The organism is Hypericibacter sp., assembly GCF_050729195.1.
Lineage (GTDB): Bacteria > Pseudomonadota > Alphaproteobacteria > Dongiales > Dongiaceae > Hypericibacter.
The window spans coordinates 12900-37130 of sequence record NZ_JBOHKS010000134.1 but is presented as its reverse complement, the minus strand read 5'-3'; the positions used below and the strand labels follow the sequence as shown (position 1 = coordinate 37130).

At 65.7% G+C, this 24231-nt stretch carries 18 protein-coding genes; 12 read left to right on the top strand and 6 right to left on the bottom strand.

Annotated features, from left to right (window positions below):
* Positions 1–27: 27 nt before the first annotated feature.
* Together ACREE8_RS10450 and ACREE8_RS10445 are read left to right on the top strand one after the other, a co-directional pair.
* Positions 28–2118, top strand: a complete 2091-nt coding sequence (locus tag ACREE8_RS10450; protein ID WP_431572931.1) for a hydantoinase/oxoprolinase family protein — start codon at positions 28–30, stop codon at positions 2116–2118.
* The gene (locus tag ACREE8_RS10445) at positions 2115–3899 is read left to right on the top strand and encodes a hydantoinase B/oxoprolinase family protein (protein ID WP_431572930.1); all 1785 of its coding nucleotides are present in this window, start codon (positions 2115–2117) and stop codon (positions 3897–3899) included. Before ACREE8_RS10450 ends, ACREE8_RS10445 begins: the two co-directional genes overlap by 4 nt.
* 72 nt (positions 3900–3971) lie before the next feature.
* Here ACREE8_RS10445 and ACREE8_RS10440 read toward each other — a convergent pair whose 3' ends face one another.
* The 6 genes from ACREE8_RS10440 to ACREE8_RS10415 form a co-directional block, all read right to left on the bottom strand.
* Positions 3972–5159, bottom strand: coding sequence for an ABC transporter substrate-binding protein (locus ACREE8_RS10440; protein WP_431572929.1), 1188 nt, complete (start codon positions 5157–5159; stop codon positions 3972–3974).
* The gene (locus tag ACREE8_RS10435; RefSeq protein ID WP_431572928.1) at positions 5156–6307 is read right to left on the bottom strand and encodes an ABC transporter ATP-binding protein; all 1152 of its coding nucleotides are present in this window, start codon (positions 6305–6307) and stop codon (positions 5156–5158) included. Before ACREE8_RS10435 ends, ACREE8_RS10440 begins: the two co-directional genes overlap by 4 nt.
* Before the next feature lie 40 nt (positions 6308–6347).
* Positions 6348–7196 (bottom strand): ABC transporter permease, encoded by an 849-nt coding sequence (locus tag ACREE8_RS10430; RefSeq protein ID WP_431572927.1) that lies wholly within the window; start codon positions 7194–7196, stop codon positions 6348–6350.
* Positions 7193–8098 (bottom strand): ABC transporter permease, encoded by a 906-nt coding sequence (locus ACREE8_RS10425; RefSeq protein WP_431572926.1) that lies wholly within the window; start codon positions 8096–8098, stop codon positions 7193–7195. The genes ACREE8_RS10430 and ACREE8_RS10425 overlap by 4 nt, the downstream gene beginning before the upstream one ends.
* Before the next feature lie 468 nt (positions 8099–8566).
* The gene (locus ACREE8_RS10420) at positions 8567–10606 is read right to left on the bottom strand and encodes a CocE/NonD family hydrolase (RefSeq protein WP_431572925.1); all 2040 of its coding nucleotides are present in this window, start codon (positions 10604–10606) and stop codon (positions 8567–8569) included.
* A 61-nt stretch (positions 10607–10667) separates the two neighbouring features.
* Positions 10668–11837: an iron-containing alcohol dehydrogenase gene (locus ACREE8_RS10415; RefSeq protein WP_431572924.1), complete on the bottom strand. Its 1170-nt coding sequence runs from the start codon at positions 11835–11837 to the stop codon at positions 10668–10670.
* Between the two features lie 135 nt (positions 11838–11972).
* On the opposite strand from ACREE8_RS10415, the gene betI reads away from it, so the two are divergent.
* The 10 genes from betI (at position 11973) to ACREE8_RS10365 (ending at position 24231) form a co-directional block, all read left to right on the top strand.
* The gene (betI, locus tag ACREE8_RS10410) at positions 11973–12635 is read left to right on the top strand and encodes a transcriptional regulator BetI (protein ID WP_431572923.1); all 663 of its coding nucleotides are present in this window, start codon (positions 11973–11975) and stop codon (positions 12633–12635) included.
* Positions 12632–14662 carry a CocE/NonD family hydrolase gene (locus ACREE8_RS10405; RefSeq protein ID WP_431572922.1) on the top strand — a complete coding sequence of 677 codons (2031 nt, stop codon included), beginning with the start codon at positions 12632–12634 and terminating at the stop codon, positions 14660–14662. Before betI ends, ACREE8_RS10405 begins: the two co-directional genes overlap by 4 nt.
* Before the next feature lie 28 nt (positions 14663–14690).
* Positions 14691–16721, top strand: a complete 2031-nt coding sequence (locus ACREE8_RS10400; RefSeq protein ID WP_431572921.1) for a CocE/NonD family hydrolase — start codon at positions 14691–14693, stop codon at positions 16719–16721.
* 272 nt (positions 16722–16993) lie between these two features.
* Entirely contained in the window at positions 16994–18550 is a 1557-nt protein-coding gene (locus ACREE8_RS10395; protein ID WP_431572920.1) for an ABC transporter substrate-binding protein, read from the top strand.
* A 165-nt stretch (positions 18551–18715) separates the two neighbouring features.
* Positions 18716–19660 carry an ABC transporter permease gene (locus ACREE8_RS10390; protein WP_431572919.1) on the top strand — a complete coding sequence of 315 codons (945 nt, stop codon included), beginning with the start codon at positions 18716–18718 and terminating at the stop codon, positions 19658–19660.
* A 22-nt stretch (positions 19661–19682) separates the two neighbouring features.
* Positions 19683–20534, top strand: a complete 852-nt coding sequence (locus ACREE8_RS10385; RefSeq protein WP_431572918.1) for an ABC transporter permease — start codon at positions 19683–19685, stop codon at positions 20532–20534.
* 2 nt (positions 20535–20536) lie between these two features.
* Positions 20537–21562, top strand: coding sequence for an ABC transporter ATP-binding protein (locus tag ACREE8_RS10380; RefSeq protein ID WP_431572917.1), 1026 nt, complete (start codon positions 20537–20539; stop codon positions 21560–21562).
* Positions 21555–22562, top strand: coding sequence for an oligopeptide/dipeptide ABC transporter ATP-binding protein (locus ACREE8_RS10375; protein ID WP_431572916.1), 1008 nt, complete (start codon positions 21555–21557; stop codon positions 22560–22562). Before ACREE8_RS10380 ends, ACREE8_RS10375 begins: the two co-directional genes overlap by 8 nt.
* A complete protein-coding gene (locus ACREE8_RS10370) occupies positions 22559–23356 on the top strand; it encodes a BtpA/SgcQ family protein (RefSeq protein WP_431572915.1) in 798 nt (265 codons plus the stop codon). Before ACREE8_RS10375 ends, ACREE8_RS10370 begins: the two co-directional genes overlap by 4 nt.
* The gene (locus ACREE8_RS10365; protein ID WP_431572914.1) at positions 23353–24231 is read left to right on the top strand and encodes a PfkB family carbohydrate kinase; all 879 of its coding nucleotides are present in this window, start codon (positions 23353–23355) and stop codon (positions 24229–24231) included. Before ACREE8_RS10370 ends, ACREE8_RS10365 begins: the two co-directional genes overlap by 4 nt.

The following is a 24231-nucleotide window of genomic DNA, read 5'->3' as shown; positions in this document are numbered from 1 at the left end:
TCTTGCACTCGACTCTCGGAGCTCTTGATGCGTCTTGCGGTCGATACTGGAGGCACCTTCACCGATCTCGTCATCGAGGACGGTGATCGTTTGCATCTGTTCAAGGCGCCGACCACGCCGGCCAATCCCATCGACGGCATCATCGACGTCATCGATGTCGCCGCGAATGGCTTGTCTTTGTCGCGGCAGGTGCTGCTGCAACGAACCGATCTGTTCGTGCATGGCACGACGACCGCCACCAATGCGGTTGTGACCGGGCGCACCGCCAAGACGGCTTTCCTCACCACGGCGGGACATCCGGACATCCTGGTGCTGCGCGAGGGCGGTCGGATCGGTCTGCCGCTGTTCGACTATTCGATTGAATATCCGAAGCCCTATTTGCCACGCGCCCTGACGTTCGAGATTCCAGAGCGGGTGGGGCCGGATGGCCAAGTCCTGCTCGCGTTGAATGAAGTCGTTGCTCGAAAGGTGATGGAGCGGATCGCCAGTACGGGCGTCGAGGCGATCGCGGTCTGTCTGCTTTGGTCGATCGTCAATCCCGACCATGAATTGCGGCTCGAAGCCCTCATCAAGGAGCGGTTGCCTGAGGTCGCAGTCAGTCTTTCTCATCGCGTGAACCCCTCCTTGCGGGAATACCGCCGCGCCTCGGCGACGGCGATCGATGCCTCGCTCAAGCCGATCATGGGGCGCTATCTCGGTGGGTTGGAGAGCCGGCTGCGGCAGGAAGGCTATAACGGACGTCTCTTAGTGGTGACGTCGCAGGGCATGATGAAGGATGCGGCCGAGGTCGCGGCCGCGCCGATCCACGCCCTCAAATCGGGGCCCGCCATGGCGCCGGTTGCGGGCCGGCATTTCGCCACGATCGCCGGTCTCGGCGACGTCGCCATCGTCGCCGATACCGGGGGAACGACTTACGACGTCGCGCTGGTCCGGCATGGACGGATCCCCGAGACGCGTGAGACCTGGATCGGTCGTCCCTATCTCGGCCATATGACAGGCTTCCCGTCGATCGACATCCGCAGTGTGGGTGCTGGCGGCGGCAGCATCGCGCGCGTCGACGAGGCGGGCCTGCTGCATGTCGGGCCGGACAGCGCCGGCGCCGTACCGGGACCGGCCTGCTATGGCCGGGGTGGCGACAAACCGACCGTCACCGACGCGGCTTTGACGCTAGGCCACATCGATCCGGGTTTTTTTCTGGGCGGGCGCATGAAACTCGATCTGGATCTAGCTCGCCGCGCGATCGACTGCCATGTGGCAAAACCATTGGATCTGAGTGTTGAAGCCGCCGCCGCGGCGATCCTGGTTCTGGTCACCGAGACCATGGCCGGCGCCATTGAAGACATCACCGTCAATCAGGGTATCGATCCGCGCGATGCCGTGCTCGTTGGCGGTGGCGGAGCCGCGGGCCTCAACAGCGTCGCCATCGCCCGGCGCCTTCATTGCAGCCGCGTGCTGTTCCCCGATGCGGGTGCAGCCTTGAGTGCTGCCGGTGGCCTGCTTTGCGCCTTGAGCGAGGACTTCTCGGAGTTCCGGATGGCGACGTCGCGGCAGTTCGATTTTGCTGCGGTGAATGCCGGATTGGGCCGCCTCCAATCGCGGGTCGATAAATTTCTCACCGGCGTCGGCACCGATGTCGCCAGCCAGGTGGAGTTCAGCGTCGAGGCGCGTTACGCCCAGCAGATCTGGGAGATCAAGGTTCCACTCCGCCGCGTGCCGGTACGGTCCGGCGAGGATCTTAGCGCCCTGGTGGACGATTTCCATAAACTGCATCGCGAGATATTCGCCTTCGACGACCCGCATGGCGAAATCGAGTTCGTCAATTGGCGGGCGCTGGTGGCGTGCGAACTGCGCCGGCAGCCCCTGGGCCGGATCGGCACGAACGGGCATAGCGCCAAATCACCAGCGACGGGGCGGCGGGCCTGGTTTGCCGGCCAGGCTCGCGAAGTGCCTGTTCATGAGTTCGACACTCTGCCCGTGGGCCGGCGCCATGCCGGGCCTGCCATCGTCGAGACGCCCTTCACGACGATCGTCATGGAGCCGCAGACCGAGTTCTGGGTCGATCGATCGGGGGGCCTGATTGCCGAGCTGGAATCCGCAAGCGAGGAGGTGTCGTCATGAGCGGCAACCGAAAGCTGTTGAAGATTGACGCCCTCGATCTCGCCGTCTTCAGCAAGCGGATCGAGGGTATCGCCGGTAAGATGCAGAACACCCTGTTGCGCACTGCGCGCTCGGGCGTGATCAATACCGGCCGCGATTTCTCCTGCTGCATACTGACCGGCGACTGCCGGCTGGTCTCGGTTGCGGAGAGCCTGCCCATCCATGTGATGGCCGGCCCCGATATCATGGCTAGATGGATGAAGCGCTTTCATCCCAACCTGGCGCGGGGTGACGCCTTTCTTCACAACTCGCCCTATCACGGTTGCTCGCATGCCGCAGATCTGTCGGTGCTGGTGCCGGTGATCGACGAAGCCGGCGTTCATCGCTTCACGCTTCTGGCCAAGGCCCATCAGGCTGATATCGGCAACTCGATTCCGACGACCTATCACGCCGCGGCCCGCGACCTCTACGAGGAAGGGGCGCTGATCTTTCCGGCGACCCAGGTGCAGTCGGGGTATGAGGATATTCCGGATATCATCCGTCTTTGCGAGATGCGTATCCGCGTGCCAGAGCAGTGGCGGGGCGACTATCTCGCCAGCTTGGGCGCGGCGCGCGTGGGCGAGCGCGAGATATTGGCGCTGGCGCGCGAGCTCGGATGGGATCGCCTCGAGGCGCTGGTGGAAGCCTGGTTCGATTACAGCGAGCGTCGGATGCGGGCTGCTATCGCCAGCCTCCCGGCAGGGTCGGCGAAGGGGCAGACCATGCATGACCCCTTTCCAGGAACACCGGCCGAGGGAATTCCGATCACTGTCACTGTTGCCGTCGATCCCGCCAAAGGCCGGATCGAGATCGATCTGCGCGACAATATCGACTGCATGCCGAATGGCCTCAATCTGAGCGAGGCCTGTGCCCTGACGGCAGCCATGGTGGGGACCTTCAACAGCCTTGGGCTGACGGTACCGACCAATGAAGGCAGTTTCCGGTGCCTGAAGGTCGATCTGCGCGAGAATTGCGCCGTCGGTATTCCCCTTCATCCCACAAGCTGCTCGGTCGCGACCCAGAACGTGGCCGATCGCCTGACCTGTGCGGTGCAACTCGCCTTCGCGGACCTGGCGGAGGGCTATGGGCTGGCGGAGGTCGGCGCGGTGCAGAGCGCAGCCCAGGCGGTAATCTCGGGCCGGGACCCGAAACGCCAGGGACGCGCCTTCGTGGATCAGTTGATTCTGGGCGACACGCTGGGTGCTGCTGGACCGCGTGCCGATGGCTGGCTGGCGATGATCACAGCCGGCACCGCCGGCATGTCCTTCTTCGACAGCGTGGAGGTGGACGAGATTCGCCACCCCATCCTGGTGCATCAGCGCCGCCTTGTGCCGGATAGCGAAGGTGCCGGACGGCATCGGGGCGCGCCCGCGTCGCTGGTCGAGTTCGGGCCACGCCATTCCGAGGTCGAGGTGCTCTATCAGAGCGACGGTACCGTTTATCCGCCGCAAGGAGCCCGCGGCGGTGGCCAGGGCGGGGGCGCTCATAACTTCGTGACGCGACAGAACGGCTTGGTGGAGCCGGCCGATGGCTGGGCGACCGTGTCGCTGCGGCCGGGCGATCGCGTTACTGGCATCTCGCCCGGTGGCGGCGGTTATGGCCCGGCTCGTGAGCGGGAACCCGCTCTTGTCCAGGCCGACGTCGCCGAGGGTTATGTCACCCGGGCACGGGCGCGCGACGTCTACGCCGTGGAGATCGGAAGCGACGGCAAGCTCGATGCCGATGCGACCGTACGCTTGCGTTCGGGTTCGACGACCCGCTGAGAGATCTGGTCGCCGCCGGTGCCGCGAGCTTGAAGCCCGCGGCGGCCAGCGGCGGCAGATTGGGTCGATCGATCAGGCGTTCTTGAAGCGCGACATCTCGCGTTCATAAGATTCGATATCGTCGGGCCAGCCCGAGTTCCAGAACAGCTCGTGCGCAAACTTCTTGTCGAGCTTGACCATCGTCTCTTCGATCTGAGCCACATCCTGCACCTTCCACCCGGCCGACACGGCATATTCCTTGCCGAGATCGGAACGCGGCGTGACATAGCCGCGGAGGATGGCGATCTGCGCAGCATAGGCGCCGCCCATGAACCAGTTGAGCGCTTTGTAGATCTGCTCCAGATTGCCGCGATCCTTGGCTTCCTTGGGAATGAAGGCGTTGATCATCCACTTGTCGTAGCCCTCGATCGTCCAGGCATATTCGACCGCGACGCCCTGGGCTTGCGCCTCTTTCGCGGCGGGCTCCCAGGCCGTCTCGGCCGCCACCTCTCCATTCACCAGCAACGACACCTGCTCGTCATAGCTGACCCAGAAGGTGCGGAACTGGCCGGCCTTCTTCCGCTCGATCAGAAAATTCGACACCGTCTGGCATTCGCTGGAGGTGAGATTCCCCGGATTACCGATCTCGGCGAGCTTGTGGAATTTGAGATAAGCCGCGCAGTGCTGGAGCGTGAAGAAGCTGTCGTCCAGCGCCACCATGCCCTTGGTCTTCTCATTGTCGAACAGCAGATTCCACGAGACCGGTTCGGGCGCCTTCGGAGCGCCGGTAAGTTCGGGGAAATAGGCGAAGGAATCGGCGTTCATCACCATCGGCACGCTCCAGAGCGCACCTTCGCCGCCCATGATCAACGGGCTGGTGCGAACGCTCTCCGAGACGCCCTTCCAGTTCGGAATCTTCGAATCGTCCACCGGCAGGAGGTAACCTTTGTCGGCGAGACCCTTCCAGGGACCGCTGAAGGCCGCGAACAGGTCGTAGCGCGCGCCGGCATCGTTGGTCTCGACCTCATGCAGGAAGGTGCCGATGGCGTCGTCGATCGGCGTGAACTCGACCTTCAGGCCGGTGTCCTTCTCGAACTGAGTCCAGTCCGGCAGGGCAACGGTGGTGACGCCCATAATCCGGATGACATTGTCGGCCGCGTGGGCTCGGCCGAGTGATCCCTTGATGATCATCGGAGCGGACAGAACGGTGGCCCCGACCGCCGCGCGGGTCAGGAGCCGGCGCCGTGACAGCGATCCTGTCAGGCGGTTTGACGATTTCATGCTTTTCCTCCCATGGTGACGCCGGGCCCTTGAGCGGCCGGTGAATTCGGGCCAGTCGGTCCGATCACGCAATGGCTGGCCTGCCAGACGGCAAACTTCCCTTGCCGCGATTGCGTGTCGTCCCATTGCCGGGACACGACGACGCCGATCGGCGTGTCGAGCTCGGTATCGTGATAATTGCCTTTGTAGATGTTGAGGCGCGCCTGACAGGGCAGCAGGTTCTCGCCTGCGCGATCCGCAACCGCGGCGGCCAGCTGCACATGCTCGGCGCGAACGGCAAGAAAGGCCTCCATCCCCAGTGTGAGCCGGCTGCCGGGGAGGGCCCGTCCCTGCAGCACCGTCTCTCCCACCAGAATGCTGGCAAGGCCGTCGGCGCTGGCAATGACCTTGCCCTGGAAGACATTCTCCGCGCCCATGAACTCGGCGACGAAGCGCGAGGCCGGGCATTCGAACAGCTCGCGCGGCGTGCCGTCCTGGACGATGCGGCCCCGGTTCAGCAGGACGATGCGGTCGCTCATGGTGAGCGCTTCTTCCTGGCTGTGGGTCACCAGGATGAAGGTCATTCCCAGCGCACGCTGCAGCCGCAGCAGCTCGACCTGCATGTCGCGCCGGAGCCTTTCATCCAGCGCACCCAGCGGCTCGTCCAGCAGCAGAATCTCGGGCTCGGTCACCAGTGCCCGCGCCAGCGCTACGCGCTGGCGTTCGCCACCACTGAGCTGATGCACCCGGCGGTCATATTTATCGGGAAGGCGCACCAGCTCGAGCGCTTCCATGGCGCGCTGGCGTCGTTCGGCCGCCGGCCGTTTGCGCACCAGCAGGCCATATTCGATGTTCTGCCCGACCGACATATGCGGGAACAGGCCATAATGCTGAAAGACGGTCGCCACGTTGCGGTGGTTGGCGGGAATTCCGCGAACATCGAGCCCGGCGATACTGAGCTCGGCGATCTCGGTCGGTTCCTCCAGGCCAGCAATGATCCGCAGCAGCGTGGTTTTGCCGGAGCCGCTCGGACCCAGCAGCGTCAGGAACTGACCCTGAGGGACTGTCAGCGACGCGTGATCCAGCGCCGTCACCAGACCAAAGCGGCGGGTGGCCTCACGCACGACGAGAATGGGGGTGTTGGCGTCGCTCACGGGGACACTCGTCATTCGGGGCTGCAATCCGGTTTGTAGTTGGCGGTCGGGCTCATCACGCTTGCTCCTCGCGCCGGAACAACAGGCGCAGCGCAAAAACGGTCAGGGCCAGGCTGGCCAGGGTGATGAGCGTGCTCAACGCATAGATCAGCGGGACCATGGTCGAATGCGACGAAGCCTCGGCCCATTGAAAGAGCGGCAAGGTGGTGATGCCGCCGCGCAAATAGATGCTGCGCGGCAGCTCGTTGAAGGACAGCAGGAAGCCGAAGAATCCGGCTGACATGATGCCCGGCATGAGGAGGGGCATCTCGACATCGCGAAACCGGCGCCATTTGCTGGCGCCCAGGTCGGCCGCCACCTCCAGCAGGCGGATGTCGAACCGCGTGGAGACGACGAGCACGCTCAGCAGGGCAAAGGGAAAGGCCCAGACGAAGTTGCCCAGCACGAGCGACCAGAGGCCGGTGCGGATGCCGAGGAAAAGCCGGTAATACATGATGAAGTCGACGCCGAGCATGACGCCCGGCACGAACAGCACGATCAGGAATATCAGGAGCAGCCAGGCGCCGCTTCGGCCGATATGTGGCAGGGTCCGGCCCACGGCTGTTGCCGTGATCATGCAGAGCACGCAGACGATGGTGGCGACGCCCAGGCTCGTTCCCAGCGGATCGAGCCAGCGCAGATCGCCGAAGAGTTTCTGATACCAGTCGAGCGTGAAGGGGCCTGGCTTTCCCGTCAGCGGGCGGACGCTGATCGACATGAGCGCCAACCAGGCGATAGGGCCATAGATCAGGCCGATACCAATGGCACCGAAGCCGACAGCGACGGCCGTCGCGAGGCGAAACAGGCTCCGCTCGCGTCGGACGATCCGCTCAATCGCCACCTGATTGCCGGCGATGGCGCTCATCGCCGCAACCCTTCCACCATCGCCGCGCCGCCGCCGATGCGCCTGACGATCCAGATGAACAGCAATTGCAGCACGGCCACGAGAAGGATGACGAAGGCCGACATGGCCGCGGCGACGGAGTAATTCAGTGCGGTGATGAGATCGAGCATGGCGCCGCCCAGCATCACTACTTTCTGGCCGCCGATGATCTTGGCGACGACGTCGTCGCCCAGCATCGGCACGAAGGTGAAGATGACACCGGCCAGAATGCCGGGCATTGCCAGAGGCAGGATCACATGGCGCAGCGTTTGCCAATGAGAGGCGCCGATATCCTTGCTGGCCTCGAGCAGATCGTCATCGATCAGGGTGATGGATAGAAAGATCGGCCAGACCATGTTGGGCAGGAACGGACCCAGCAATCCGAAATGTACGGCAGGTTCGGAGAACAGCAGCCAGGTGATGGGCCCATCGATGATCCCCAGCTGCATCAAACCGCTGTTGATCGGTCCCATGAGACCCAGTACCGGCCGCCAGACGACGGTTCGTGCCGTGTCGCTGAGGAAGAACGGAGCCGTCAGCAGTGTCCAGATGATGAGCTTGACGAGGGTCGAGCGCAGGCCCTTGGCGAGCCAGAGCGCGAAGGGAAAGGAGATGAGGAGGAGGATGGCCGTGACGGTTGCCGCGATCCGAATGGTCCGCGCCGTCACCTCCCAGCGCCCGGTCGAGAAAATTTCCCGATAGGCGTCGAGGGTGAAGGCAAAATTGATGCCTTCGGCATGAGCCCGGATGAACGAAAACAGCAGCACGCCCGCCATCGGCACCAGGACGCCGGCGGCCCAGATCAGGGCGAAGCTGAAGAGAATCCAATCCCCCGTGGGCGGACGCCACCGGAATGACCAGGAGGGAGGGCGGCTGCCGTTCACTGACCGAGGCCCAGAATTATCGAGCCGTCAGATCGCAACGCCGCTTCGGTCGAAGCCATATCGCATCCATCTCGAGGCGCAATTGCAGCGCGGGGGCAGCTCAAATTCCGATCCCGCTATTTTTCAGTGGTTTCCGACGCTCGGAACCGTGAAAGCGCCAATGAGCTGCATTGATCCAGTTAATGAATGGAGCAGAATTTAGAGCTCCGAGCCTGCATCTACCAATGATTGGCAGCCGGGACCGCCTCGCATAACGACGTCTTCCGCGCCCGACCCTTGGGGTCAAGCCGTGGGCTACACCGCGATGGGGAGAATGCCCCCTGAGCGGCCAGTCGCCCGCGCCGCAGGGAGGGGGAAGGCGGCGCGGGCTCTGTTGGCCTTAATAAGAGGGCCGTCGCGGGGGACACGACGCCCTCGATATGAACAACGCCCTACCCCCGGGATCGGTTCCTCTTCGCGTTTTCCCCGTTACATCAAGTCTCTCGGGATGCGCTGGGTCCAGCTGCGCGAGAAGATGCGCGTCTCGCCCTCAAAGGCCTGGAGGTCGGCCTCGACGATGAACTCGGTCGCCGAGCAGGCGATCGCGCAATGGGTCTTGATGCGGGTCTCCCAACCCTGGTCGTGACGATGGACCAGGTCATGGTCGGCCTCGGCATAGGCGGTCGCCGGGTCGTCGGGATGCATCCGGTAGCGGAGGTTCTTGACCATCTCGGTCGTGACGCCGGTCTCGTTGTGGGTGGAGCGGCCATCGTCGCGCAGCACATGGATCGAGAGCGCGCCGGTCGCCACATCCTGCGTCACCTTGCGATAGACGTCGCCCGGCCGCAGCGAAGTGCGGTTGCTCGGGGGCAGCGGCTCCGGCGGACCGAACTTGATCTTGGCGTCGCCCGCCTGGGGCCGGCGCACCGGCAGCGACAGCGTGGAGGGACCGGCGGTGAGCGTCAGCGTCGCCGCCTTCGGCGCCGGCCAGAGGATCGGCCAATAGGCGGTCGAGATCGCGACCCGCACCCGATGGCCGGCCGCGAAACGATGGCCGATATCGTTGAGCTGGATCCTGATGCGGTAGCTCTTGCCGGGTTCGAGCGGCTTGGGCTCGGCATGGCTGTCGCGATGGGTGAGGTTCAGCAGCCCATAGGTGACGCGCGTCACGCGCCCGTCCGGCGCCACATCGTTCAGGCGGACCACCGCGGTCGCGACCGGCTGGTCCGATGTGAGCTCGAGCTCGACGACCGGCGCGCCCAGAATCTCGAGCGGGGCCGCCAGCGGCGCGCCGTCGAACACCAGCGAGTTGGCATCGTCGCCGCGCTGGTCCAGCGGCAGCTCGGGTCCCAGCCCGCCCAGCCCATAGGGACACCATTCGCCGCCGGCGCTGCCCATGGTCTGCGGCGAATTGATCGCGAGCGGCACCGAGGGGCCGGCTTCCGATCCGAGCGTTCCCATCTGGCGGAAACCGGCACCGTTCAGATGGAAGCGCTGCGGCGCGATGCCGGGTACCGGCCATGACGGCTCCGCCACCCAGCGGCCGGGCCGCGCCTCGTAATGGCTCGCGGGCTCGACGGAATCCTGCACATAAGCGCGCAGCTGCGGCTCCTTCATGATGCCGGTGTCGATGTCCTTCAGCCAATGATCCCACCAGCGCAGCGATTCGGTGAGATAGCCGATCGCGGGGCCGGGCACGCCGACATGGCCGTATTTATGGCCCCAGGGGCCGACGATGCCCTGCTTCGGCGACGTCAATGTCTTGAGCAGGCGGAAGACGGTGTTGGTATAGCCGTCGGCCCAACCGCCCACCGCCATGACCGCGGCCTGGATCTGGCCGATATCCTCAGCCACCGAGCCATGCTTCCAGAACTCGTCGCGGCGCTGATGCTTGAGCCAGGTACCGAAGACGGGCGTCATCGCCTCGAGGCGCTGCAGCCACATCTTTCGCCAGGCGTCGCCGACGATCAGCGGATCGGGCGCACGGCCCATGATCGCGAAATAGGTCGAGCCCCATTCCAGATTGCCGGTGAGATGCGCGCCGCCCATGTAATGCATGTCGTCGGCATAGCGATCGTCGGTCGAGCAATAGGTGATGATCGCCTTGAGCGCCGGTGGCCTCCGCGCCGCGACCTGGAGCGAGTTGAAGCCGCCCCAGGAGATGCCCATCATCCCGACCGCGCCACTGCACCAGGGCTGCTTCGCGATCCAGGCGATCGCCTCGACCGCGTCGTCCTGCTCCTGCTTCAGATATTCATCCAGCATCACCCCTTCGGAATCGCCGGTGCCGCGGATGTCGAGGCGCACGCAGACATAGCCGTGGGCCGCCAGATAGGGATGGGAGAGATCGTCCCAGTCGCGCGTGCCGTCGCGCCGGCGATAGGGGATGTATTCGAGGATCGCCGGCACCGGCTTGCGCTCGGCATCTTCCGGCATCCAGACGCGCGCCGCGAGCCTGGTGCCGTCCGACATCGGGATCCACATCGTCTCGATATGGCGGACCGCGGATTTCGGCGAGGCGTCATTCATGCGGTCGTCTCCTTGATGAATGTCATGCGCAATCGAAAGAATGAGAGCAGGGAAGCGTCCGTCAGGCGGCCGCATCCAGGATGGATCGCAGTGACCCGGCATCGACCGGCACCGGGTTCATGCCGGCGCAGATATCGGTCGCGGCCAGATCGGCGATGCGCCCGAACTCGGCGCGCGCCAGGCCGAGGGCAGTGACGGTCGCGGGGATCTCGATCCTGCGGCGCAGATCGAGGATCCAGCCTTCTACCGCGACAAAGGGATCGCCTTCGACCCGGAGCGCCGCCGCCAGCTCGGCCATGGCGGGCTCGATCGCCGGCCGGTTATAGGCGAGGACGAAGGGCATCAGCACGGCGTTGGTCAGGCCATGGTGATAGCCCTTGAGGGCGCCGATCGCATGGCTCAAGGCATGCATGGCACCAAGGCCCTTGCCGAAAGCGGCGGCGCCCATGATGGCCGCCGCCATCATATAGCCGCGCGCCGTCAGGTTCTGCGGCTCGGCGACGGCGACCGGCAGCCAGCGTCCGATCATGGCGATGCCGGAGGCCGCGATCGCGTCGGCCATGGGATGGAAGCTCCGCACGCAGAGCGCCTCGAGGCTGTGGCTCAGCGCATCCATGCCGGTCGCGGCGGTGAGGCCGCGCGGCATCGAGACGGTCAGGCTCGGATCGGCGATGACAACTTTGGGCAGCATGCCGGGATGCAGCACCGCGCGCTTCACCGGCTGGCGCTCGTCGGTGATGATGGCGCTGGGCTCGACCTCGGCACCGGTGCCGGCGGTGGTCGGGATCGCGATGATGGGAACGCGCGTGCGCTCGGCTTGCGCCGTTTCATGATCGGGCCAGGCGAAGCGCCAGAGCGAGCCGCCGCAGCCGGCGAGGAGGGCTATGGTCTTGCCGCCATCGAGGCCGCTGCCGCCGCCGAGCGCGATCACCCCGTCGGCATTCCAGGCGCGGAAGGCCGCGACGCCCTCCTCGACATTGCCGCCGGTCGGATTTTCCTGGAGCCCGGTGAAGAATCGCGGTGCCACGCCGGCGACGTCGGCCGCCGTCAGCACGCGCTCCGCCAGCGCCGTCGCTGCCAGTCCGCGATCGGTCACGATCAGCGGCCGCTTCATCCCGAAGCGAACGCAAAGCGCGCCCAGTTCCTCGATGCGGCCCGCGCCGAAGCGGATCTCGGTCGGGAACAACCAGTCGCCGCGCAACGGCAAGGTCGCTGGCTGGGCTTCGCTCATCGGTTGCTGCCGGCTGTTGGGGAAAATTCGGGCAGCCACTATGGCGCAAGGCGATTGACAGCGCAAACAGCAGATTGTTCAATCGAACAACAAAACAAGCGATGTCCGTTGAAACATCGCGTCCGGGATTCATCGATGACACTGGCCAGCCGGCGCCGCTTCCGTCGCGAGGAGCTGATCGACGCGACGATCACGGCGATCTATGAGGACGGCCTCAAGGACACGACGCTGGCCGGCATTGGCAAGCGCGCCGGTTTGTCGCCGGCGCTGGTCAATCATTATTTCGACGGCAAGGAAGCGCTGCTCGAGGCGACCATGCGCCGTCTCCTGCGCAACCTGGGCGACGATATCGCCGCGCGCCTGCCGGATGAGCCGACGCCGCTGGGCCGTCTCCATGCGATCATCGATGGCTGCTTCTCGCGCCGGCATTTCCTGCCGGAATCGATGGTCGCCTGGCTCACCTTCTGGCTCGAGGTGCGGCGCAACCCGCGCTTCGCGCGGCTGCAGCGCATCCTCAATCACCGCTTCGAATCGAACATCATGTTCGCGCTGCACCAGATGGTGGCGGAACCGCTGGCGGCGGATATCTTCCTGGGCCTGACCGCGCTCATCGACGGTTTCTGGTGGGCCTATGCGCTCGACGCCAAGCGGATCCAGCCGGCCCGGGCGCGCCGCCTCTGCCGCGATTATCTCGCCAGCCGCCTGCCGCCGACCGCGCAATCGCGCGCCGAATCTTCGACAATCGCGCGTCCGAAACGCAAACCGCGGGCGTCCCCATCACAGAAAGCAAGATCATGAATGCCGAGCCGATCATCCGCGATGTGTCCGACAAGGTCGATGCGATCGAGCTCGCCTGGATCCCCATGTCGGATGGGCGGCGCCTGGCCGCGCGGCTCTGGATGCCGAAGGACGCGCTCCGTAATCCTGTGCCGGCCGTCCTCGAATATATCCCCTATCGCCGCCGCGACGGTTCGCGCGCGCGCGACGAGGAGATGCATCCCTGGGTCGCCGCGCAGGGCTATGTCTGCGCGCGCGTCGATATCGCCGGCAGCGGCGATTCGGACGGGCTGCTGCGCGACGAATATCTGAAGCAGGAGCAGGACGACGCCCTGGAAATCATCGCCTGGCTCGCCGCCCAGCCCTGGTGCAGCGGCAGCGTCGGCATGATGGGCATCTCCTGGGGCGGCTTCAACGGGCTGCAGGTCGCCGCACGGCGTCCGCCGGCGCTCAAGGCCGTGATCGCGCTCTGCGCGACCGTGGATCGCTATCATGACGATGTGCATTTCATGGGCGGCTGCCTCCTCGCCGACAATATGGATTGGGGCGGCGCCTTCTTCACCTATGCCGGCCTGCCCGGCGATCCGCAGATGGTGGGGCCGGGCTGGAAGACGCAGTGGCTCGAGCGGCTCGAGGTGCTGCAGCCCTTCCCGCCGCTCTGGCTCGAGCATCAGCGGCGCGACGAATTCTGGAAACATGGCTCGGTCTGCGAGGATTATGCCGCGATCCAGACGCCGGTGCTGGGCGTCAGCGGCTGGGCCGACGGCTATACCGCGGCCGTGTTCCGCCTGGCCGAGCATCTGAGCGTGCCTTGCAAGGGCATCGTCGGCCCCTGGGGGCATCTCTACCCGCAGCGCGGCGTGCCGGACCCGGCCATCGGCTTCCTCCAGGAAGCGGTGCGCTGGTGGGACCGCTGGCTCAAGGGCAAGCAGAACGGCGTCGAGAAGGACCCGACCTTGCGGCTCTATATGCAGGACAGCGTGCCGCCGCAGTCCCATTACGATTTCCGCCCGGGCCAATGGATCGGCATCGATCGCTGGCCGGCCGCCGAGATCGAGCGGCATATGCTGGCGCTCAACCCCCATGGCCTCGAGGAGAAGCCGGTCACGGGCGTCGCCTTGTCGGTGCGCTCGCCGGAGACGACGGGCCTCGCGGGCGGCGAATGGTGCGCCTATGGGCTGGGCAAGGTCGCGCCGGAGATGCCGCTCGACCAGCGCATCGACGATGCCGGCTCCCTGACCTTCGATTCGGCCGTGCTGACCGAGCCGCTGGCGACGGTGGGCGCCGCCTTCGTCACGCTCGAGATCGAATCCGACAAGCCGCAGGCGCTGGTCGCGGTGCGGCTCAGCGATGTCGCCCCCGACGGGGCCGCCACGCGCGTCTCCTATGGGCTGCTCAATCTCGCCCAGCGCGAAAGCCACGAGAGCCCGACGGCGCTCGTCCCCGGCAAGCGTTACCGCGTGACCGTGCCGCTGACGGAAGCCGCGCACCAGTTCGCGGCCGGACGGCGGATCCGCATCTCGGTCTCGAGCTGCTATTGGCCGATGGTGTGGCCCTCGCCGGAAGCGGCGACCCTGACGGTCCATAGCGGCGAGAGCCGGCTCGCTTTGCCGGTGCTGCCGGCCGGCAAGATCCGCGGCTATCCCGGTTTCGGGCCGGTCGAGAAGGCAACGGCGATGAAACGCACCGTCTCGGATCCAGGCCGCGAGCAGCGCCAGGTGATCTTCGATGCCGACAGCAACGAGACCGTCGTGCGCAACAGCCGCGATGACGGGCTGGCGCGCATCGACGAGATCGGCACCGTGATCCATTACGGCAAGGTCAAGGAGTTCGCCATCGCGCGCAACGATCCGCTGACCGCGCGGGCCACGGTCTCGACCGAGGTTCATTACAAGCGCGACGATTGGGACGCCCGGCTGGAGACCCGCATCCAGATGACGGCGGACAAGACCCACTTCATCTTCCATTCCACGGTCGATGCCTATGACGGCGGCGTGCGCTTCTTCAGCCGCGGCTTCGACCAGAAAATTTCTCGGGATCATCGATGATGCCGCGGTCGCATCGGAAAGGGCCGGCATGAAACCGTCACCACAAATTCGGGAGGATCTGCCCGAGGCCTTCGATATCCTGGACCCGGTCTGGATCGCCATGCCCGACGGCGTGAAGCTCGCCGCGCGCATCCTGCTGCCGCGCTCGGCCCCATCCAAGCCCGTGCCGGCGATTCTCGAATATATCCCCTATCGCCGGCGCGACGGCACGCTCCTGGGCGACACGCCGCGCCATGCTTATTTTGCCGGTCATGGCTATGCCGCGGTGCGCGTCGATCTGCGCGGCAGCGGCGATTCCGAAGGCATCCTGCTCGACGAATATCTGAAGCAGGAGCATGACGACGCGATCGCCGTCATCGCCTGGCTCGCGGCCCAGCCCTGGTGCAACGGCAAGGTCGGCATGACCGGCTATTCCTGGGGCGGCTTCAACGCGCTGCAGGTGGCGGCACGCCGTCCGCCGGCTCTCAAGGCGATCATTCCGGTTCATGCGACCGACGATCGCTATGGCGATGACTGCCATTACATGGGTGGAGGCCTGCTCTTGGGGAATCTCTCCTGGGCCTCGACCATGACGACCTTCAGCGCAAGGCCGCCCGACCCGACGATGGTGGGCGAGCGCTGGCGCGCGATCTGGCTGGAACGGCTCGCGCAGAGCCCGCCCTTGTTGCTCGAATGGATGGCGCATCCCTTGCGCGACGCTTATTGGCGTCACGGCTCGGTGGCCGAGGATTACAGCGCCATCACCGCCCCGGTCTATGCCGTCGGCGGCTGGGCCGATCCCTATACCAATTGCGTGCTGCGCCTGCTGGCCAAGGTGAAGGCGCCGGTCAAGGCGATGATCGGTCCCTGGGCCCATGCCTATCCGCATGACGCGCGGCCGGGCCCGCAGATCGGGTTCCTGCAGGAATCCTTGCGCTGGTTCGATCGCTGGCTGAAGGACATCGATAACGGCATCGAGCGCGAGCCGAAGCTGACCGCTTTCATCCAGGATTCGATGCCGCCGGCCTCCGACTATGAAACCCGCGACGGACGCTGGGTGCGCGAGGCGACCGCGCCGTCACCGGAGGCACGCCAGACCTGGTATCTCGGCGACGGACGCCTCGCCGATCGGCCGTTGCCTGGCGAGGCACCCCTGCAGCACCGCTCGCCCGAAACCACGGGCATCACCACCGGCGACTGGTGCCCCTATGGCAATCCCGGCGAGCTGCCGATCGACCAGCGCGCCGATGACGGCCGCTCGCTCGTCTTCGACAGCGCGCGGCTCGAGGCCCCGCTGGAGATGCTGGGCACACCGGTCCTGATCCTTCGCCTGGCGATCGACAAGCCGGTCGGCATCGTCACCGCCCGGCTCTGCGATGTGGCGCCCGATGGCGCCTCGACCTTGATCTCCTATGGCGTCCTCAATCTCACGCGGCGCAAAGGGTTCGATCGCAGCGAGGCGATGCTGCCGGGCCAGGCCGAGACGGTCCGCATCGCGCTCAACGATCTGGGGCAGCGGCTCAAACCCGGTCACAGGCTGCGCCTCGCGCTCTCGACCAACTATTGGCCGATCCTCTGGCCCGCACCGGAGGCCGCGACCTTGACGCTCCATGCCGCCGATTGCCGGCTGGAGCTGCCGGTGCGGGACGCCGGGGCCGGAGAAGGTCGAGATGAGGATCCCTTCGAGCCGCCCGAGGCGGCCCCCAATGTTCCCTTCACCCAACTGCGCCGCGGGCGGCGCGAGCGCGTGATCGAGGAGGAGGCGACGACCGGCAGGACCACCGTCGTCATCAATCGCGATTTGGGCGCCTATCGGCTGGAGCAGGATGGGCTCGAGTTCGACGGACGGGCGGTCGAGCGCTTCAGCCTGATCGAGGGCGACCCCTTGAGCGCGCGGGCGGAGATCGACTGGCACTATCGGATGCGCCGCGGCGGCTGGGAGATCCGGACCTCGAGCCGGACCCTCCTCACCGGTGATGCCCGGCAGTTCCGGGTCAGCATCACCATGGATGCGTTCGAGGGGGAGACTCGGATCTTCAGCCGCGAGGTGACCCGCGACCTGCCGCGTGTCGGGCTGTGAATCGCCGTCCCCAGGACCTGGCAGGGCGGAGTCCGGTATATTGGAATAATCGCTGCCAGAAGCATGGCTTGGCCGGTCCGGCGCCCGACGGGGAACCGGTCCGGGGCTGGTCCGGCAGTGATGGCCATCCATGTTGGGAATATGACAGGAGAGATTGTCGAGAGACGGATTAGGCGTCATGCTCGGCGCCAATCGTAGGGCCGGCCGGTATGTCCAGGGAGACCGGCAAGGCCGATCACGAAAGAAATCGAAACTCAACAGGGAGACTGGAGATGGAATTCAAGGTTAGCCGCCGCACCGTATTGCAGAGTGCCGCCGCCATGGCGGCGATCGCGGCAATCGGTATCAAGCCCGAGCATGTGCTCGGCGCCGAGGGCGGCATTCTCAAGGTTCGCATGGTCGGCGACATCCAGGTGCTCGATCCCGGCTACATGATCGGCGGTGCCGAGACCAGCGCGCTCTATGCCTGCATGCCGCGCCTGGCGGTGCCGGTGCATGACAAGAACGGCGATTGGACCTGGGCGCCCTCCGCCTATGTCGAGAAGGTGGCGCAGGACGACGACACCCATATCTCCTTCACCCTGAAGAAGGGGTTGAAATGGAGCAACAATGGCGGCGACGTCACCGCCGAGGATGTGAAGTTCTCCTTCGAGCGGATGATCGCCAGCGACTGGTCCTCGCGCTGGCCCACGCTCGACCATGTCGAGGTCAAGGATGCGCAGAGCGGCGTGATCGTATTGAAGACGCCCTTCGTCGCGACCTGGCTTCTGGGCATCGCGTCGGAATCGGGCTCGATCCTGCCCAAGACGCTGACCTCGAAGCTGCAGGACGGGAAATTCACCACCGAGTTCCCGGCGCAATGCGGTCCCTACACCATGACGGAATGGACGCCGAAGCAGAAAATGGTGCTGAAGGCCAATCCGGACTATGTCGGCGACAAGCCCTATTTCGCCGAGGTGCATTTCATCGATGTCGAGGACACCAAGGCCGCCGAGCTCGCCTTCGAAGGCCATGAGGTGGACGTGACCTCGGTCACCACCGAGACCGCGGCCCGCTACAAGAAATCGATGCCGGCCGGTGCGAAACTGGTCGAGAATCCGGGGCCCTTCTATTCCTGGATCGGCATGAACACCGACCATCCGCTGCTCAAGGACATCAAGGTCCGCAAGGCGATCCAGCGCGCGATCGACGTCGATTCGATTTTGCAGGGCGCCTATGCCGGCGTGTCGCCGAAGGCCTTCGGCTGCATTCCGATCGGCATCCTCGGCCATCGCGAAGCGGCGAAATACAACTACAATCCCGAGGAAGCCAAGGCGCTGCTCAAGGAAGCGGGCGTCTCGGGGCTCAAGCTCGAGTTCGTTACCCTGAACCAGACGGAGCGCATCGCGGCCTGCCAGATCATCCAGGCCAACCTCGCCGATGTCGGCATCGAGGTCACGATCAAGCCGGTCGATTCCGGTCCGTTCTGGAATCTCGGCCTCGAATCCAAGGGCGACGATTGGAAGAACCTTCAGCTCTGGATCATGCAGTATCGCTGCTCGCCCGATCCCTCCGACCCGATCCAGTGGTTCCTCAAGGACCAGGTCGGCGTCTGGAACTGGGAGCGCTGGTCCGATCCGGAGTTCGAGGATCTGTGGAAGAAGGGTCTGCAGGAATCCGACACGGAAAAGCGCAAGCAGATCTATCTGCGCATGCAGGAGATCATGGAAGACACCGGCGCCTATGTCTGGATGACCTTCGACCCGCTGTTCTACGCGCATAGCGACAGCGTGACGCCCGCTTTCGAATCGGGCGGCGAAGTTCGCGCCGAGCTCTGCACCAAGGCCTGAGCCGCGGGACAGACATCGATCAACGGGCCTCCCTCGATCCTCCCGCCGCTTCCTCTTGACGCGGCGGGACGGGCTCCGGGGAGGCCCGCTTTTATTGCATTCTGACGATCGCCCGGTAAGCTCGGGCTTCCGGTCTCATCGATCGAGCCCGCTGCGGGAGACGGCATGCTGCTCTATCTGATCCAACGCATCGGCCTGTCGATCCTGATCTGCGTCACCGCCATGACGCTGCTCTTCGCGGCCATCCACGTGATCCCGGGCGACCCTGCGACCATCATGCTGGGCACGCGCGCGACGCCGGAAGTGCGCGCGCGATTGGAAAAGGAGATGGGGCTCGATCAGCCCGTGCCGGTCCAGCTCGTGAAGTTCCTGGGCCGGGCCGCGACCGGCAATCTCGGCATCGACGTCTGGAGCAAGCGCTCGGTCAGCACCATCGTGATGGAGAACCTGCCCTATACGCTGATCCTGATCCTGACGGGCCTGGGCTGGTCGGCGCTGGTGGGGATTCCGCTCGGCTGTTACTCGGCCATCCGGCGGAACAGCTTCATCGACAAGTTCACCGGCGTGATCTCCGTCGGAACCATCTCGATTCCGTCCTTTGTCGTGGCGATCTACGCGCTGCTGTTCTTCTCGATCCAGCTGGGACTGTTTCCGGTGATCGGCGCCGGCGAGAATGGCGACACGAAGGACCAGATCTGGCATCTCGTGCTGCCGAGCCTCGCCGTCGGGCTCGGATGGGTCGGCTACCTGGCGCGGATCGTGCGCGCCTCGATGCTGGAGGTGATGGGCGAGAACCATGTCCGCACCGCGCGCGCCTTCGGCCTGCCCGAACCCAAGATCGTGCTCCATTACGCCCTGCGCATCGCCATCCTGCCGACCGTGACCCTGCTGGCGCTCGCGATCGGCGGGCTCCTCTCCAGCGCCGTCTTCGCCGAGAACATCTTCGCGCGCCCCGGCATCGGCAAGCTGATCGTCGATTCCGCGAATGTGCGGAATTACCCCGTGGTGCAGGGCGCTGTCATGATGACCGTGGCGCTGTTCGCCTTCGCCATGCCCATCGCCGACTTCCTCGTCGCCTGGCTCGATCCCCGTGTCCGCTCAGCCCTCTGAAATTCCGGTCCCGAAGGGGTTCATGGCCGCAGGCTCGCTGCTGCGGGTGCTGCGCCGTTTGAGCCAGGACCCGCTGGGCCTGCTCGGTCTCTGCCTGGTGCTGACGATGGTGTTCTTCGCCATCTTCGGCCCCTGGCTCACGCCTTACGATCCTTTCAAGATCCATGTGACCGACCGCTTCCAGGCCCCCTCTCTGATCCATTGGTTCGGTACCGACAGCATCGGCCGTGACGTGCTGAGCCGGGTCATCGCCGGTACGCGCATTGCGCTCTCGGTCGGCGCCTCCTCGATCCTGATCGCCTTGGTGTTGGGGCTGTGCCTGGGATTGACCGCGGGTTACGGCCCGCGCTGGCTCGACAATGCGCTCCTGCTGCTGTTCGATTCGGTCTATTCCTTCCCGACCGTGATCCTGGGCCTCACGGTCATGACCCTGCTCGGCGCCAGTATCGCGACGCTGATGTTCGTCGTGGTGATGATCCAGACGCCGGCCTATGCGCGCCTGATCCGCACCGCGACGCTCGCGGCCAAGAACACCGAATATGTGTTGGCGATCCGCTCGCTCGGCACCTCGCCGGTGCGCGTCCTGGTGGTTCATATCCTGCCCAACATCATCGGACCGCTCTTCATCATCGCCAGCATGGACATTCCCTCGGTGATCGCGCTCGAGGCGGGGCTGACCTATCTCGGTATGGGCATCCCGCCACCGGCGCCGAGCTGGGGCCGCATCCTGCAGGAGGGCTTCACCGCCATTCGCGACGCGCCCTGGATCGTCGTGGCCGGCGGCTTCCCGCTGATCCTCACCACGCTGGGCTTCACCTTCCTCGGCGAGTCGCTGCGCGATCTGCTCGATCCGCGGCTGCGGAGGATCGTCTGACCATGACCTCCGCGAATGTTCAGGCCTTCCTGGCGCCGGTGGGCGAGGCCGACAACGTTCTCGATATCCGCGATTTGAGCATCGACTTCCGCACGCCCAAGGGCTCGGTTCATGCGCTGCGCCATGTCAGCCTCGCGGTGCCGCGCGGCAGCATCGTCGGGCTGGTCGGCGAAAGCGGCTCGGGCAAATCGACCCTGGCGCTCGCGGCCATGGGGTTGATGCAGGGCAATGCCCAGATCACGAATGGCAGCCTGCAATTCTCCGGGATGAATCTGCGCAAGCTCACGCCCGACGCCTGGCGGGCCATTCGCGGCAAGCGGATCTCGATGGTGTTCCAGGATCCGATGACCTCGCTCAATCCGGTCCGCTCGATCGGCCTGCAGATGATGGACATCCAGTATCGCGACCGCTCGGCCGGGATGGGCCAGCGCCGGCGCAAGGCGATCGAGATGCTGAAGCGCGTCGGCATTCCCGATCCCGAGCGCCAGCTCAAGCGCCATCCGCATGAGTTCTCCGGCGGCATGCGCCAGCGCATCGCCATCGCGATGGGCCTCCTGGAGAAGCCGGAACTCCTCATCGCCGACGAGCCGACCACGGCCCTCGACGTCACGCTCGAGGCGCAGATCATCCATCTGCTGCGCGAGCTGCGGCAGGAATTCGGCGGCTCGATCCTGTTCATCTCGCACAATCTCGGCGTCATCGCCGAGCTCTGCGACATCGTCGTCGTGCTCTATGCCGGCGAGGTGGTGGAGCAGGGGCCGGTGAGGGAGATCTTCCATCGCCCCCAACATCCCTATACCCAGGCGCTGCTCGAATGCGATCCGGCGCGGATCGACCTGATCAGCCGCGACCTGCCGACGATTCCGGGCGACGTGCCGAACCTGCTGCATGTGCCGCCGGGCTGCGTCTTCGCGCCGCGCTGTCCCAAGGTGTTCGACCGCTGCCGGGTCGAGGCGCCGGGCGACTGGACCGTGAGCCATGGCCATGTGACGCGCTGCCATTTGCTGGACGGAGCCGCCCATGGCTGACGCGGCGCGCCGGCTGGCGACCGAAACGGCCCCGCTGCTCGAGATCGAGCGGCTGCATGTCCGCTTTCCGCTGATGGGGCCGATCAAGGCCTCGGTGTTCCAGGTCCAGAACCGCTTCCTCGACGCGGTGCTGGATGTCTCCTTCCGGGTCCAGCCGGGCACGACCATGGCGCTGGTGGGCGAGAGCGGTTCGGGCAAGAGTACGCTCGGCCGCGCCATCCTGGGTCTGGTCCCGATCGCCAACGGCACGGTGCGGTTCGAGGGCGAGGAGCCGCTCAAGACCGGCAAGCCCTCCTCGGGCTATCTGCGCCATGTGGCGATGATGTTCCAGGACCCGATCTCGAGTCTGAGCCCGCGCCGCTCGGTCAAGTCGCTGATCACCGAGCCCTTTGTCGTCCATGGCTTGAGCGATCGCGATTTGCACGCCGAGGCCAGGCGGCTGCTGGCGCTGGTGGGGTTGCCGAAGGATTTCGCCGACCGCTATCCGCATCAGCTCTCGGGCGGCCAGGCTCGCCGCGTCGGCGTCGCGCGGGCCGTGGCGCTCTCGCCCAAGCTTATCGTCGCCGACGAGCCGACCGCCGGCCTCGACGTGTCGGTCCAGGGCGAGATCCTCAATCTGATGACGCGCCTGCAGCGCGAGCTGGGGCTGACCTATCTCGTCATCACCCATAATCTCGCGGTGGTCCGGCATATCAGCGACGAGATGGCGATCATGTATATGGGCCGCTTCGTCGAATATGGCCCGACGCAGGAGATCTTCGCCCGCGCCGCCCATCCCTATACCGACGGGCTGATCGCGGCCCAGCCGCAGCCCGATCCCGACAAGCGGCGCGCCGAGGTGGCGCTCAAGGGCGAGGTGCCGAGCCTGGCGCGCCGCCCGGTCGGCTGCGAGTTCCATACCCGCTGCCCCTTTGCCCAGGATCTCTGCCGCCGCGAACGGCCCGCCGTCCATGACATGGGCAGCCATCACACCCATCGCTGCCATTTTCCGCTGTCATGACCCAGTTCACCGATCTCTTTCCCAGACCCAAGCCGATCATCGGCGTGATTCATCTGCCGGCGCTGCCGGGATATCCGCAATCCAAGGGCATCGACCATGCGGTCGCGAAGGCGCTGGCCGACCTGGCGGCGCTGGAGGCGGGGGGCGCCGACGGCGTGCTTATCGAGAACGAGGATGACCGGCCGCATGTGGTCCTGTCGGCGCCCGAGACCACGGCCGCGATGACGCGTATCACGCGCGAGGTGGTGGCCGCCGCCCGGCGCTGCGTCATCGGCATCGAGATTTTGCTGAACGACCCGGCGGCCTCGCTCGCCGTCGCCAAGGCGTCGGGCGCCAAATTCATCCGCACCGACTACTTCGTCGATCCGATGGAGCGGCCGGAGCATGGCGGCGCCATGCATATCGATCCCGAGGGTGTGATGGCCTATCGCCACCGCATCGGCGCGGATGACGTGCTGGTGCTGGCCGACATCCAGGTCAAATATGCGCGCATGACGGTGGCGCGGGGTCTCGATGAATCGGCGCGACTGGCGCGCCAGCATCATGCCGCGGCCGCTATCGTCAGCGGCAATGCCACGGCCGAGCCGCCGGGTGCGGCCGAGGTGGCGCTCGCCAAGCGCGGCGCCGGCGCCATGCCGATTCTGCTCGGCAGCGGCACCGATCTCGCCAACGCGGCCGAGCTGTTGTCGATCGCGGACGGCGCCATCGTCGGCACCAGCCTGAAGCAGGGCGACTACATCTCGCTCGACAAGGTGAAGGCGCTGGTCGCGGCGGCGCGGAGCCTGGCGCGGTGAAGATCACGGCGGTCGGCGATTGCGGGATCGACCGCTATGTCGATCTGCGCGCGGACCGGCCCGGCGGCATCTCGCTCAATTTCGCCGCCAACGCCAAAATCTGGTTCGAGGCCGGCGATCGCATCAGCGTGCTAACGGCGCTGGGCCAGGATCGCGAGGCGGCGGTCGTCGAGGGAACGATCGCAAGGCTGGGTGTGGGCGCCTTCATCGCCAAGGGTCCCGGCGTCACCCCGGTTCAATATATCGACCATGATGCGACGGGCGAGCGCGTCTTCGTGCGCTACGAGGCGGGCGTCCTGGCGCAGCATCGCCTGACCGGTCCGGAGCGGGAGATCCTGCGCCAGGGCGACGTCATGATCGCCACGGTCTTCACCCAGATCACCGATTTCTTCGAGACGGTCGCGGATGCGCCCTCCGGCGGATTGCGCGCGCTCGATTACTGCAATCTGGGCACGCCCGAGGATCCCTTGCGCTATGTGCACCGCTATGCCGAGCGCTTCGATCTGGGCTTCTTCGGCCTCTCGGCGACGCAAGGGGCGCTGATCGACGAGCTCGACGCGATCGCACGGCGGGCGGGACGCGTCTTCATCGTGACCCTGGGGGTCGAGGGCAGCCTCGCGCTCGGGGAGAAGCAGCGGATCGCAGTGCCTGCCGTTTCGGTGCGCAAGGTGGTCGATACCACCGGTGCCGGCGACAGCTTCGCCGCCGGGTTCCTCAGTCATTATGCGCGCAGCCGGGAACTGGAGGCCTCGCTCGCTCGCGGCGCGGAAGCCGCGGCGCGGACGATCGGCCAGATCGGTGCCTTTCCGGCCCCGCTCGTGCCCTGGCCCGCGGATGCTCCCGCCGAATGGACGGCGCTCAAGCGGTCGCGATAG

Bases quoted from the DNA above. Each gene is read 5' to 3' on its own strand.
- ACREE8_RS10450 (WP_431572931.1), top strand. From the start codon at position 28: ATGCGTCTTGCGGTCGATACTGGAGGCACCTTCACCGATCTCGTCATC.
- ACREE8_RS10445 (WP_431572930.1), top strand. From the start codon at position 2,115: ATGAGCGGCAACCGAAAGCTGTTGAAGATTGACGCCCTCGATCTCGCC.
- ACREE8_RS10440 (WP_431572929.1), bottom strand. From the start codon at position 5,159: ATGAAATCGTCAAACCGCCTGACAGGATCGCTGTCACGGCGCCGGCTC.
- ACREE8_RS10435 (WP_431572928.1), bottom strand. From the start codon at position 6,307: ATGACGAGTGTCCCCGTGAGCGACGCCAACACCCCCATTCTCGTCGTG.
- ACREE8_RS10430 (WP_431572927.1), bottom strand. From the start codon at position 7,196: ATGAGCGCCATCGCCGGCAATCAGGTGGCGATTGAGCGGATCGTCCGA.
- ACREE8_RS10420 (WP_431572925.1), bottom strand. From the start codon at position 10,606: ATGAATGACGCCTCGCCGAAATCCGCGGTCCGCCATATCGAGACGATG.
- ACREE8_RS10415 (WP_431572924.1), bottom strand. From the start codon at position 11,837: ATGAGCGAAGCCCAGCCAGCGACCTTGCCGTTGCGCGGCGACTGGTTG.
- betI (WP_431572923.1), top strand. From the start codon at position 11,973: ATGACACTGGCCAGCCGGCGCCGCTTCCGTCGCGAGGAGCTGATCGAC.
- ACREE8_RS10405 (WP_431572922.1), top strand. From the start codon at position 12,632: ATGAATGCCGAGCCGATCATCCGCGATGTGTCCGACAAGGTCGATGCG.
- ACREE8_RS10400 (WP_431572921.1), top strand. From the start codon at position 14,691: ATGAAACCGTCACCACAAATTCGGGAGGATCTGCCCGAGGCCTTCGAT.
- ACREE8_RS10395 (WP_431572920.1), top strand. From the start codon at position 16,994: ATGGAATTCAAGGTTAGCCGCCGCACCGTATTGCAGAGTGCCGCCGCC.
- ACREE8_RS10390 (WP_431572919.1), top strand. From the start codon at position 18,716: ATGCTGCTCTATCTGATCCAACGCATCGGCCTGTCGATCCTGATCTGC.
- ACREE8_RS10385 (WP_431572918.1), top strand. From the start codon at position 19,683: ATGGCCGCAGGCTCGCTGCTGCGGGTGCTGCGCCGTTTGAGCCAGGAC.
- ACREE8_RS10380 (WP_431572917.1), top strand. From the start codon at position 20,537: ATGACCTCCGCGAATGTTCAGGCCTTCCTGGCGCCGGTGGGCGAGGCC.
- ACREE8_RS10375 (WP_431572916.1), top strand. From the start codon at position 21,555: ATGGCTGACGCGGCGCGCCGGCTGGCGACCGAAACGGCCCCGCTGCTC.
- ACREE8_RS10370 (WP_431572915.1), top strand. From the start codon at position 22,559: ATGACCCAGTTCACCGATCTCTTTCCCAGACCCAAGCCGATCATCGGC.